This is a genomic window from Rahnella sp. 1L-D-7-B-C2, from assembly GCF_057290995.1.
Map to the genome: position 1 here is coordinate 1 of NZ_JBXAVQ010000011.1, position 12812 is coordinate 12812.

11 protein-coding genes are annotated in these 12812 nt (G+C 53.7%); 3 read left to right on the forward strand and 8 right to left on the reverse strand.

What is annotated here, in order from left to right:
* Nucleotides 1-405 precede the first annotated feature (405 nt).
* The 4 genes from hemG to pepQ are packed head-to-tail and all read right to left on the reverse strand — an operon-like array spanning nucleotide 406 to nucleotide 4398.
* Entirely contained in the window at nucleotides 406-945 is a 540-nt protein-coding gene (gene hemG / locus AC0Z7K_RS16810) for a menaquinone-dependent protoporphyrinogen IX dehydrogenase (protein WP_485615247.1), read from the reverse strand.
* A 21-nt stretch (nucleotides 946-966) separates the two neighbouring features.
* The gene (gene trkH / locus AC0Z7K_RS16815; protein WP_413531147.1) at nucleotides 967-2418 is read right to left on the reverse strand and encodes a Trk system potassium transporter TrkH; all 1452 of its coding nucleotides are present in this window, start codon (nucleotides 2416-2418) and stop codon (nucleotides 967-969) included.
* A gap of 37 nt (nucleotides 2419-2455) precedes the next feature.
* Nucleotides 2456-3067 carry an IMPACT family protein gene (locus AC0Z7K_RS16820; protein ID WP_485615248.1) on the reverse strand — a complete coding sequence of 204 codons (612 nt, stop codon included), beginning with the start codon at nucleotides 3065-3067 and terminating at the stop codon, nucleotides 2456-2458.
* Nucleotides 3067-4398 carry a Xaa-Pro dipeptidase gene (gene pepQ / locus AC0Z7K_RS16825; protein ID WP_485615249.1) on the reverse strand — a complete coding sequence of 444 codons (1332 nt, stop codon included), beginning with the start codon at nucleotides 4396-4398 and terminating at the stop codon, nucleotides 3067-3069. The genes AC0Z7K_RS16820 and pepQ overlap by 1 nt, the downstream gene beginning before the upstream one ends.
* A 189-nt stretch (nucleotides 4399-4587) precedes the next feature.
* On the opposite strand from pepQ, the gene fadB reads away from it, so the two are divergent.
* The gene (gene fadB, locus AC0Z7K_RS16830) at nucleotides 4588-6780 is read left to right on the forward strand and encodes a fatty acid oxidation complex subunit alpha FadB (RefSeq protein ID WP_485615250.1); all 2193 of its coding nucleotides are present in this window, start codon (nucleotides 4588-4590) and stop codon (nucleotides 6778-6780) included.
* Nucleotides 6781-6791: 11 nt separating this feature from the next.
* A complete protein-coding gene (fadA, locus tag AC0Z7K_RS16835; RefSeq protein ID WP_413531143.1) occupies nucleotides 6792-7955 on the forward strand; it encodes an acetyl-CoA C-acyltransferase FadA in 1164 nt (387 codons plus the stop codon).
* 134 nt (nucleotides 7956-8089) lie between these two features.
* On the opposite strand, the gene fre is transcribed toward fadA, so the two are convergent.
* The 3 genes from fre to pepE all read right to left on the reverse strand — a co-directional run bounded on the left by fre (nucleotide 8090) and on the right by pepE (nucleotide 11223).
* On the reverse strand, nucleotides 8090-8791 hold the full coding sequence (gene fre / locus AC0Z7K_RS16840; protein ID WP_413531142.1) for an NAD(P)H-flavin reductase: 702 nt from the start codon (nucleotides 8789-8791) through the stop codon (nucleotides 8090-8092).
* 48 nt (nucleotides 8792-8839) lie between these two features.
* On the reverse strand, nucleotides 8840-10330 hold the full coding sequence (ubiD, locus tag AC0Z7K_RS16845; protein WP_413531141.1) for a 4-hydroxy-3-polyprenylbenzoate decarboxylase: 1491 nt from the start codon (nucleotides 10328-10330) through the stop codon (nucleotides 8840-8842).
* Between the two features lie 167 nt (nucleotides 10331-10497).
* On the reverse strand, nucleotides 10498-11223 hold the full coding sequence (pepE, locus tag AC0Z7K_RS16850; protein ID WP_413531140.1) for a dipeptidase PepE: 726 nt from the start codon (nucleotides 11221-11223) through the stop codon (nucleotides 10498-10500).
* A gap of 174 nt (nucleotides 11224-11397) precedes the next feature.
* On the opposite strand from pepE, the gene rfaH reads away from it, so the two are divergent.
* A complete protein-coding gene (gene rfaH, locus AC0Z7K_RS16855; protein WP_485615251.1) occupies nucleotides 11398-11886 on the forward strand; it encodes a transcription/translation regulatory transformer protein RfaH in 489 nt (162 codons plus the stop codon).
* An 86-nt stretch (nucleotides 11887-11972) separates the two neighbouring features.
* Here rfaH and tatD read toward each other — a convergent pair whose 3' ends face one another.
* On the reverse strand, nucleotides 11973-12761 hold the full coding sequence (gene tatD, locus AC0Z7K_RS16860; RefSeq protein ID WP_485615252.1) for a 3'-5' ssDNA/RNA exonuclease TatD: 789 nt from the start codon (nucleotides 12759-12761) through the stop codon (nucleotides 11973-11975).
* Between the last annotated feature and the right edge of the window lie 51 nt (nucleotides 12762-12812).

Consider the following 12812-nt stretch of genomic DNA (forward strand, 5'->3'; position numbering starts at 1 on the left):
TTTGCTTAAACACGTTAAGCGGTGCTCAAAGATTACTTCGTAATAATTCAACTAAATGAATTACTGCTTGGTCACTCTAAGACTTGATATTTTTTGCCACCGAGGTGGCTGATATCGTCTTGTGAGTGCCCACACAGATTGTCTGATAAATTGTTAAAGAGCATGCCGCGGTTCGCAAGGAATCTTATGCGGCGCGGGAGGCGTATATTACGTTTTCCCGCTGAAGAGTCAAGAGATTATTCATTCGAACTTTCATCTTTTTCTCTTCCTGTCCGAGCGACTTCTCAGTCGTTGTTCCCGGTCAGTGGAGGCGCATTATAGGGAGTTCTCAGAAGGTCGCAACCCTTAATTTAAAAAAACTTTCTGAATGCTGCCTTTTTGGTCTAAACGTTTATAAAGCCTGCATTACAGCGATTTTTTATACGAAATCAGCCCAAAATCCTCAGCGAATTTAGCCACCTGCTGCCAGTCTGTGTATTCCACTTCTTTACTGGTATCCGTTTCGCCGCCTGTCATACGCATAATAAGTTGGATCATAACCTTATCGAACCAGCGATAACGCGGATAACGCAGCGCACCAGCGAAAACGCCACAGATTGCCGGTTCCCACGGCGAGTTCAGCAGGAACTTGCGCACATAGGCATTGGTCTGCGGGCTGCGCTTCTCAGGCTTACGGGCGGTGAGGTTGACGCCAAAGAAGGCCGATGGCATCTGGTTAAGAGTCTCGGCGTGCTTCTTCACGAATTTATCCAGCACTGCATTAAAGTGACCATAGCGGATAGACGCGCCAATCATCACCTGGTCATAGCTTTTCAAATCCACATGCTCAGCGTGTGCCAGATCGATGACATCGCAGCTGCACTTCTCTTTCAGCTCACTGGCAATATAAGAAGAAATGGCATGGGTCTGCCCGTCACGGCTTGAGTAGAGTATCAACGCTTTCATTCTTGTTTCCCTTTCCAAAACTTATTCGCGCCAGAACGTCGGCGTAAACAGTACTAATAGTGTGAAGACCTCTAGACGACCAAACAGCATGGTGACGATCAGGATCCATTTCGCCACGGAATTCATGGACGCAAAGTTATCGGCGACAACGCCCAGCCCTGGCCCCAGGTTATTAAGGGTGGCCGTAACAGCGGCGAATGCCGAGAAGTTATCCACGCCAGTCGCAACAATCGCCAGCATGCTGACAATAAACACCAGGGCATAGGCCGAGAAAAATCCCCATACAGCTTCGATGATACGTTCTGGCAGAGCGCGGTTACCCAGTTTGATGGTGTAAACCGCATTGGGATGCACCAACCTTTTCAGTTCGCGCGAGCCCTGTAAATACAACAGCAGGATACGGATAACCTTCAGGCCGCCGCCGGTCGAACCGGCACAGCCGCCGATAAACGCAGAACACAATAATAGAAGAGGCAGGAACAGCGGCCACTTTGAAATACTGTCTGTGGTGTAACCCGCCGTGGTGGCCATTGATACCACCTGGAAGAACGCCTGATTAATAGTCTCCAGCCCGGAACCGTAGACATTGTGGATCCACAGAACAATCGTGCAGATGACCACCAGCGTAAACTGCACACCGATGAACATACGGAATTCCGGATCGCGCCAGTACACCTTCAGGTTACGGCCACTCAGCATTGCGAAATGCAGACCATAGTTACAGCCGGAGATAAGCAAGAACACAGCGATAATGCTGTTAATGGTGCCGCTGTGGAAATAACCAATGCTGGCGTCATGCGTCGAGAAGCCACCGATGGCAATAGTCGAGAAGCTGTGCCCGATGGCGTCAAAGACTGACATCCCTGCGCCCCATAACGACAATGCGCAGGCGATGGTCAGCAACACATAGATCAACCACAAGGTTTTTGCGGTTTCAGCAATACGCGGGCGCATCTTATTATCTTTCAGCGGCCCGGGCATTTCAGCGCGATACAGCTGCATCCCGCCCACGCCCAATATCGGCAAGATTGCTACGGCGAGCACAATGATCCCCATACCGCCAAACCACTGCAGCATTTGCCGGTAGAACAGAATCGCTTTCGGTAAGGAGTCCAGCCCGACCAACGTAGTCGCACCGGTAGTCGTCAGGCCGGAGAAAGATTCAAAGAACGCATCGGTGAGTGAGAGGTTCGGCCGTTCAGAAAATAGAAAGGGCAATGCCCCGACGCTGCCCAGCACAGTCCAGAACAGAACCACGATGAGAAAACCTTCGCGCGGCTTCAGCTCACTCTTTTGCTTTCGATTGGGAAGCCAGAGGAAAAGTCCAATCGCCAGGGCGACGAAGAACGTCTGGCTGAACGCACGTCCCGCGCCGTCCCGGTAAATAAGAGCGACCAGACCGGGAATAATCATCGTTCCGGAAAACAGGATGACAAGCACCCCTACGATGCGTGTTATGGCACGAAAATGCATGCTGGTGCGTTCCTCAGCGAATTAACCATAGAAAAAATTAAGAAACCGGACGCAGAATGAGCGTGCCACGGCTGATATCGAACAGATGACTGACCGTTGCTGTTGCATCCGCCGCGGGCAGCGCCAGAACGAGATCGACCGCAGCACCAAACTCACTGCGTAAAATATGCCCGCCGACTTGCGAAAGCAGCTTTTCCACCAGCTGTAACTGGCTGTAATCACACTGCAGCGTGAATTCTGCCAGCGGAACTTTTTGCTGCACGGTAAGTTGTTTTAATGCGTGCTGAATACCGCCGCCGTAGGCTTTCACCAATCCGCCGGTGCCCAGCATGATACCGCCGTAATACCGCACGACGACGGCCGTGATCTCCCCGATCCCGCTTCCCATCAGCTGACTGAGGATGGGTTTGCCCGCAGTACCTGCCGGTTCGCCATCATCAGAAAAACCCAGCTGTTGCGAATCATCCGGCGCACCCGCCACAAACGCCCAGCAGTGATGACGCGCTGCCGGATGCTGATGCCTGACGTCCTGAATAAACGCTTTCGCCGCTTCAACGCCTTCTGTTCTTGCCAGGAAGGTAATGAAGCGGCTCTTCTTTATCTCCTCGCTGAAAGTGACAGACTCAGCAGGAACGGGATACGGCTGCATCAGGCCAGCTTCAGATCGCGGGTCATGTTTTCGATACGGTTATCGTGGATAACAATGTTGTCCTCGATACGGATCCCGCCAAACGGCTTCATCGCCTCAATGCGATCCCAGGCAAAGTGCTTACTGAACTGCCCTTCGCGCAACGGTGTCAGCAGCGAATCGATGAAATACAAACCCGGTTCGATGGTCAGCACCATTCCAGGCTCAATCACGCGGGTGCAACGCAGATACGGATACTGTGAAGGCGCACCCTGATGGGTACCTTTATCGTCCTGCATAAAGCCAGCGACGTCATGCACCTGCAATCCCAGCGGATGCCCAAGACCATGCGGCAGGAATGGGCCGGTCAGATTTTGTTCAACCATCGCGTCTTCACTGATATCCAGCACCAGCTTGTGCGCTTTCAATAGTTTGGCGATACGGTGATGCATCTGAACATGATAGTCGGTATAGCGCACGCCAGACTTAATCGAGTCAATTAAAGCCAGTTGCTCGGTATTGAGATCTTTTACCAGCGCACCGAAATCACTGTCCGGTTTTCCGGCATAGGTGCGGGTAAGGTCAGCAGCATAGCCGTTGTACTCCGCACCGGCATCCAGCAGGAAGCTGCGCATCTCGGACGGCGGCTGGTTATCAAGGGTGGTGTAATGCAGCACGGAAGCGTGTTCGTTCAGCGCGACAATGTTGTCATACGGCACATCGGTATCGCGGTGGCCAGTAGCGGTGAGATACGCCAGATTGATATCAAACTCGCTCATGCCGGACAGGAACGCTTCCTTCGCCGCACGATGCCCGCTGACTGCCACTTTCTGCGCTTCACGCATACAGGCCAGCTCATAGCCGGTTTTGTACGAACGATGATAATGCAGGAAATCCAGCACCGCTTTCGGGTTCACATTAGCTGCGGGCACGCCCATGCTGATAGCGCGATCCTGGCTTGAACCGATATAACCCACGCGCTTCAAATCCACCGGCAGTTGACCTTTAATATCATCGACATTGGCCAGCGGCGTAATGACGACCTCTTTGGTCCAGAACGAATCCGGCAGCGGCTCATGGCTGTGCCAGTAATCCACCGGCGAATAGAACCACAGCTTCGGCGCATTTACACCGTCGACCCACAACCAGCAGTTCGGCACTTTGGTGACCGGCACCCAGGCTTTAAACTGCGGATTCACTTTGAAGGGATAACTGTGGTCATCAAGGAAGGTCGTTATCAGTTCACCAGAGTGAATGAGTAACGCATCAAGCTGAGAACGTTGCAGAATTTCGCGGGCACGCGACTGCAACGTGGCGATATGTTCTTTATAAAGCGTAGTAAGCGATTCCATCCAACTGTCCTTTTTTCACCGGAAAGACGATGCAGCATCTTATCACAGCCTCACGCCTGCCATAGTCCCGGAAGGTTTGTGATCTTGCCTGCAAATAAAACACATCTCATTTGCAAATTATTAACATAATAACCACACTCGAAAGCATCTGGTCATACCAGATCATCCCAGATGATTCAGGAGAGACACATGCTTTACCAAGGCGAAACATTACACCTGCACTGGCTCGACGGCGGTATCGCGGAGCTGGTGTTCGACGCTCCAGGTTCGGTGAATAAGCTTGATACCCAAACGGTCGCCAGCTTAGGCGAGGCGATTGCGGTACTCGAAAAGCAGTCTGACCTGAAAGGGTTGCTGCTCAGCTCAGCGAAACCGGCTTTTATTGTCGGTGCCGACATCACTGAATTTTTGTCCCTGTTCAACGCGCCAGCGGAGAAACTGCATGAGTGGCTGAATTTTGCCAACAGCATTTTTAACCGGCTGGAAGATTTACCGGTGCCGACGCTTTCTGCCATTAGCGGTTATGCGCTGGGCGGCGGCTGCGAATGCGTGCTGGCAACTGATTTTAGGATCAGCACCGCCGACGCGCGCATTGGTTTGCCAGAAACCAGTTTAGGGATTATGCCGGGCTTCGGCGGTTCCGTTCGTTTACCGCGCCTGATTGGTACCGACAGCGCCCTGGAAATTATCGCCGCAGGTAAAAATATCAGCGGGAAAGAAGCGCTGAAAGTCGGGTTGGTCGATGCGGTGGTTGATGCCGATACGCTGCGCGACGCCGGGATCTCCATGCTCAGACAAGCGGTTGACGGCAAACTGGAATGGCAAAGCCGCCGTGACCCGAAACGCCTGCCGCTCAAACTCAGCCAGATCGAAGCGGCAATGAGCTTCAGCGTGGCGAAAAGCATGGTCATGCAGAATGCAGGCAAACACTATCCGGCACCGATGACCGCGGTCAAAACCATCGAAGCCGCCGCGCGCCTTGACCGCGACGAAGCTCTTAAACTGGAAACCGCCAGCTTTGTTCCCCTCGCGCAGTCTAAAGAGGCGCGCGCGCTGGTCAGCATTTTCCTTAACGATCAGTTCGTCAAAGCCAAAGCCAAAAAACTGGCGCATAACAGCGAAAAACCGGTGCAGGCTGCCGTGCTGGGCGCAGGCATTATGGGTGGCGGAATCGCTTACCAGTCCGCGCTGAAAGGTGTGCCGGTTATTATGAAAGACATTAATGACCAGTCCCTGACGCTTGGCATGAACGAAGCGGCCAAGTTGCTCAACAAACAACTCGAGCGCGGAAAACTCGACGGACTGAAGATGGCGAAAGTGCTCTCGACCATTCACCCGACGCTGGATTACAGCGGTATCGAACGCGCCAACGTGGTGGTCGAAGCCGTAGTGGAAAATCCAAAAGTGAAAGCCGCAGTGCTGGCCGAAGCCGAATCGTTACTCGACGCCGATACCGTTCTGGCCTCAAACACATCAACCATTCCTATCGATCAGTTGGCTTCTTCGCTCAAACGCCCGGAAAACTTCTGCGGCATGCACTTCTTCAACCCGGTACATCGTATGCCGCTGGTGGAAATTGTTCGTGGCGCGAAAACCTCAGATAAAACGCTGTCGCGAATCGTCTCTTACGCGCTGACCATGGGTAAAACGCCGATTGTGGTCAACGACTGCCCGGGATTTTTCGTCAACCGCGTACTGTTCCCGTACTTCTCCGGCTTTAGTTTACTGCTGCGTGATGGCGCAGATTTCCGCCAGATCGACAAAGTGATGGAAAAACAGTTCGGCTGGCCGATGGGCCCGGCATATCTGCTGGACGTGGTCGGTATCGATACCGCGCATCACGCGCAGGCGGTCATGGCGGCCGGATTCCCGCAGCGTATGGCGCGAGATTATCGTGACGCCGTGGACGTCTTGTTCGATAACCGCCGTTTTGGCCAAAAAAATCAGCTGGGTTTCTACCGTTACAGCGAAGACAGCAAAGGTAAACCGCGTAAAGAAGTGGATGAACAGACGCTCAGCCTGCTGGCTGAAAATCTCAAACCGGCCCACGCTGACTTCTCACCGCAGGACATCATCGCCCGCATGATGATCCCGATGATTAACGAAGTGGTGCGCTGCTTCGAAGAAGGCATCATCGCAAGCCCTGCCGAAGCGGATATGGCGCTGGTGTACGGCATCGGTTTCCCTCCGTTCCACGGCGGCCCGTTCCGTTATCTCGATACGATCGGCACGGCAGAATATCTCAAAATGACCGAACAATACGCGCACCTGGGGCCGATGTATCAGGCACCGGACGGGCTTCGCGCCAAAGCGCAAACCAATGAAAGTTACTACCCGGTTGCGGCTCCGCTGGAAAACATCAGCACCGGTAATCAGGCATAAGGACCGAAATCATGGAAAACGTAGTCATAGTTGATGCAGTCCGCACGCCGATGGGTCGTTCGAAAGGCGGCGCATTCCGCCACGTCAGGGCTGAAGATTTATCCGCGCATCTGATGCGTGCCGTACTGGCGCGCAATCCGGCGCTGAATGCCAAAGATATTGATGATATCTACTGGGGCTGCGTTCAGCAGACGCTGGAGCAGGGCTTCAACATTGCGCGCAACGCGGCCTTGCTGGCGGAGATCCCTCACAGCGTACCGGCTACCACCGTGAACCGTCTGTGCGGCTCGTCGATGCAGGCACTGCATGACGCGGCACGCGCCATTATGGTCGGTGATGCACAGGTCAGTTTGATTGGTGGCGTGGAACATATGGGCCACGTGCCGATGAATCACGGCGTGGATTTTCATCCAGGCCTGAGCAAAACCGTGGCGAAAGCAGCGGGAATGATGGGGCTGACCGCCGAAATGCTGGCAAAAATGCATCACATCAGCCGTGAAATGCAGGATGAATTCGCTGCGCGTTCGCACCAGCGGGCCCATGCCGCGACGCTTGCCGGTCACTTTGCTAAAGAAATCGTCCCGACCGAAGGCCACAACGCAGAAGGCGTACTGACCCGTTATGATTTTGACGAAGTCATCCGCCCGGAAACCACGGTCGCGACGCTGTCCGCGCTGCGTCCGGCATTCGACCCGGTTAACGGCACCGTTACCGCAGGGACCTCATCGGCACTCTCCGACGGCGCTTCGGCAATGCTGCTGATGAGCGAATCCCACGCGAAATCACTCGGCCTGAAAGCCCGCGCACGGATTCGTGCGATGGCGGTGGTCGGCTGCGATCCGTCGATTATGGGTTACGGCCCGGTTCCTGCCACGCGACTGGCGCTTAAACGCGCCGGGCTAAGCGTTGAGGATATCGGCCTGTTCGAACTCAATGAAGCGTTTGCCGCTCAGGCTCTGCCGTGCGTGAAAGATTTGGGTTTGCTGGAAACCATGGAAGAGCGCGTTAATCTCAACGGCGGCGCAATTGCCCTGGGACATCCGCTGGGATGTTCGGGTTCACGTATTTCCACAACCCTGCTGAACCTGATGGAAGGCCGCGATGTGCAGTTTGGTGTCGCCACCATGTGTATCGGTTTAGGTCAGGGTATCGCGACCGTGTTTGAACGCATCTGATTTTCCGTCATCTGCAAAAAGAAAAAGCGGGTATCTCAGCCCGCTTTTGATACATCTCATCTCATCCGTTTTAGTTGCCGTTTTCCCGCCTGTCAGGGGCGGGCTTTTTCACGACTTGCGACGCACTGCTCAAATCAAATGAAAGAGAATGCGTCACCAAATAAACGGTCTTCCAGTGCGCCGCGCTCTGAAACAAAACGCTCACGGGCAATCTTCGCCATCTCAAAACGTCCGGCGATATAAATATCGTGTTCCGCCAGAGAGGAGAAATCCTGCAATACCGCACTCAGTACGGTACCGCTTCTGCCCTGCCAGCCGTCTTCAGGCTGTTCCACCACCGGGATCACTTTCAGATTCGGGTGATGAATGCTCAGCGCTTCCAGCTCACCCAGGTCATAAAGGTGCTTAAGCTCGCGCCCACCCCAGTAGATCGAAATGTCGCGATGAGGCTGCTGCTCCAGTGCGGTGATCAGAATCGAACGCACGTAGGAGAACCCGGTACCGCCTGCGATAAGCACCAGCGGACGCTGGCCTTCTTCGCGCAGCCATGCGTCGCCGTGAGGGATATCCACGGTAATCGACTGCTCTTTCAGAATGCGATCCATCACTGCCATCGCGTACAGGTTCAGCTCGGATGCGCCAATGTGCAACTCGATCACGTTGTGTTCCGCAGGCGTCGAGGCCAGTGAGAACGGACGCTTATCGCGCTCGTCCATCACAACCATCAGATACTGACCCGCGCGGAACGAGAAAGGCGCTTCCGGTAAAAGCCGGACCCGATACACAGTATCGGTAATCGCCTCTACCGAGGTCACTTTACAGCTCAATGTTGTCATGCGTTCCCTCTGTGGGTCATCAAAGCAAAGCGTAGGACCAGGCGTCGATTAATTCTTCGCATCGTCTTTATCATTAAGAATAGCGAGCTCATCCCAGATGGCGTCGATACGGGCGGTGACGGCAGGATCCTTCACAATCGGACGCCCCCACTCACGCTGCGTTTCACCCGGCCATTTGTTGGTCGCGTCCATCCCCATTTTCGAACCAAGGCCCGAGACCGGAGAGGCAAAGTCGAGATAATCAATTGGCGTATTTTCTACCAGCACCGTATCCCTGGCAGGATCCATGCGGGTGGTAATCGCCCAAATCACGTCGTTCCAGTCACGGGCATTCACATCGTCATCACACACAATCACAAACTTGGTGTACATGAACTGACGCAGGAATGACCAGACTCCCATCATCACGCGCTTCGCATGACCGGGATATTGTTTCTTCATGGTAACGACAGCCATACGGTAGGAGCAACCCTCCGGTGGCAGATAAAAATCAACAATTTCCGGGAATTGTTTCTTCAGGATCGGCACAAAGACTTCATTCAGCGCCACGCCCAGTATCGCCGGCTCATCCGGCGGACGGCCGGTGTAGGTCGAATGATAAATAGGATCTTTACGCTGCGTCATGTGCGTAATCGTGAAGACCGGGAAGCTGTCCACTTCATTATAGTAGCCTGTGTGGTCGCCATAAGGCCCTTCCGGCGCCATTTCACCCGGTTCGATATACCCTTCAAGCACAATTTCTGCGCTGGCGGGCACTTCGAGATCGTTGGAAATACACTTCACCACTTCAGTTTTATTGCCACGCAGCAAACCGGCAAACGCGTATTCCGACAGCGAATCCGGCACCGGCGTTACCGCCCCCAGAATGGTTGCCGGATCGGCACCCAGCGCCACGGCAACGGGGAAACGCTTCCCCGGATGCTTCTGGCACCACTCCTGGAAATCCAGCGCACCGCCGCGATGAGACAACCAGCGCATGATGACTTTATTTTTACCCAGAACCTGCTGGCGATAAATGCCCAGATTCTGACGTGGCTTGTCGGGGCCACGGGTGACGGTCAGCCCCCAGGTGATCAGCGGCGCGGCATCTTCCGGCCAGCACTGCATCACCGGAATACGGGTGATATCCACCTCGTCGCCCTCCCAGATTTCCTGCTGACAAGGTGCAGAATGCAGCACTTTGGTCGGCATATTCAGCACCTGCTTAAACTTCGGCGCTTTGTCGTACAAATCGCGCAAACCGCGCGGCGGCTCAGGTTCTTTCAGAAACGCCAGCAGTTCACCGACTTCACGTAACGCACTGACGTCTTCCTTGCCCATGCCCATCGCCACACGTTCAGGTGTGCCGAATAAATTACATAGCACCGGCATGTCATAACCCTTTGGATTTTCGAACAACAGTGCCGGGCCGCCCGCACGCAAGGTACGGTCAGCAATTTCGGTCATTTCCAAATAAGGATCGACAGACTGGGTAATGCGTTTCAGTTGGCCTCTCTTTTCAAGTAACGAGAGGAAGTCACGTAAATCACGGTATTTCATGCTGATTCTGAGTCGCCGGGTTGAAGGAAAGCATTATAGAGCCTCTCCTAAGTTGTTGCTGCTTTTTTGTTACCAGCTGGTAAACACCAATAATGAAAAGGCAGTGTAACCGTCAGAAGCCGAGGCTGTTGGTCTGACGGTGCGCAAATCGCGTTTCGTTCAGCGGATCACCGGCAGTTAAAAGGAACCAGCCCGCTCAACGCCTGCGTGTCCTGATATTCCTGAATATCCTGACCATGACGGAAGACTTTAAAGCCTTGATCTTTAGCGCTGAAGTAACTCAGCTCATTACCCGACACTTGCAGCAAACTGCCTTCGCGCAGCGCAATCACTGACTCAGACGGGTTCACCGCACAGAATTCGGCAATACGCTCGTCACGGGTTTCCCCCATATGGCCGCTTAAGTGTGCGTCGATGTAATGCGGATTGATTTGCACTGGGAACAGACCAAGAGACGGCAGCACCACGGAGTTACGCACAGGCATATCATTAGTGGTACGAATACTTGGCGTTGCGACGTTACAACCTGCGCTCCAGCCGATATAAGGTACATTGCGTTCACGCACGGCGCGCTGAATGGGAACAATCAGGCTGTTTTCGTGCAATAGCTGATTGAGCATCCAGGTATTGCCGCCGCTAATCAAAATACATTGCGCGCTGGCAATGGCATCTGCCGGGTTATCAGCGTGATGAATACTGGTGACTTCGATACCCAGCGCTTCAGAAAGCGCCATCGCGCGTTCGTCGTAATCACTGCGGATCAACGCGTAAGGGATAAGGACGGCGGAGGTGATCGCGCGGGATTTTAGCACCGCCTGAATACGCTCTTTCGCATAACCCAGTAATTCTGATTCACCGGAAAGCTTACCGTTGCTCAGTAAGAACAGCTCCATGACGCTTCTCCTGACTGTAATAAGATGAAGATAAGGGGATAAGTGTGCACTTTTCTTCGATAATAAAAGATAACCGGCCGACAATCAGCAAACGTCTGCACTGATTCTCACTGCCTGTATATCAGGGGCGGCTTTTGCTATGCTGCCAGAATCAACGCTTTAATGTGGGAAACTATGGAATCCTGGTACTTACTCTATTGCAAACGCGGTCAGCTGCTCCGCGCCAAAGAACACCTTGAGCGCCAGCAGGTTAATTGCCTGACGCCAATGATCACCCTGGAAAAAATGGTGCGCGGACGCCGTTCTTCCGTCAGCGAACCCATGTTCCCGAATTACATGTTCATTGAGTTTGACCCGGAACGGATACACACCACGACGATCAGCGCCACACGTGGCGTCAGCCATTTTATCCGCTTCGGACCCAAACTGGCGACGGTTCAACCCGACGTGATAAAACAGCTGATGGAACCGCCAACCATAGAAATTCGCGATCCTGAAACGCCGTATGAAGGCGACGTGGTGATGATCACCGAAGGCGTGTTCGAAGGCCTCGAGGCTATCTACACCGAACCTGACGGCGAAGCCCGTTCGCTGCTGATGCTCAACCTCATCAATCAGCCCGTGCGGCAGAGCATCGATAACACGCATTTCCAGAAAATCTGAGTGGCCTTTCCTGGCTGTGCTCTATGAATTGAAAAAGCACCGTTATCCGGTGCTTTTTCAATTCAGGCAATTATCATTTCGCGCACTTAACGCGCAGACAGAGCGAACATCTTACGTGCATTATCGTCAGTGATATCAGCCAGCCACTGCGGATCATCTCCACGCCACAGTGCGACCTGATTCACAATGTGCGGCAAAAATGCCGGTTCATTGCGCCGGTTCTTCGGCTTGTTTTCCATATCGCGCGGCAACAAATACGGTGCATCCGTTTCCAGCATTAACCGCTCTGCCGGGATCAGCGGCAACATCTCACGCAGTTCCAGCCCGCGACGTTCATCGCAAACCCATCCGGTAATCCCGATTGACAGGCCAAGAGACAGATACAGCTCAAGCTCATGCTGCGTGCCGGTAAAACAGTGAACGACGCCGCCTGGTAATTTCGACAACCAGGGTTCCAGCAGCGCAGCAAAACGCTCGCCAGCATCGCGACAGTGTAAAAAAACCGGCAACTGCAACTCTGCTGCCAGCCCGAGTTGCGCGGTAAACGCCGCTTCCTGCTGATCGGCGGGGGAAAAATTGCGGTTGAAATCCAGACCACATTCGCCGATAGCGACAACCTGCGGCATGGCAGCCAGCCGGCGGATCGTCAGCTCAACCTCTGCATTCCAGCCACTTGCCTGATGCGGATGCATTCCCGCCGTTGACCAGCAAAAATCAGGATGCTCTGCCGCCATTCTCTGCGCTTCCACACTTTCATGTGCGCAAGTGCCGGTGATCAGCATGCCGCTCAGACCTGCTGCACGGGCTCTTTCCACCACCTGGGGACGATCTTTATCAAACTGATTACTGGTGAGGTTAATACCAATTTCAAACATACGCAGTCCTGAAACAGAAACCGCCCTTCCGGGCGGTTTGATTTCGATTTA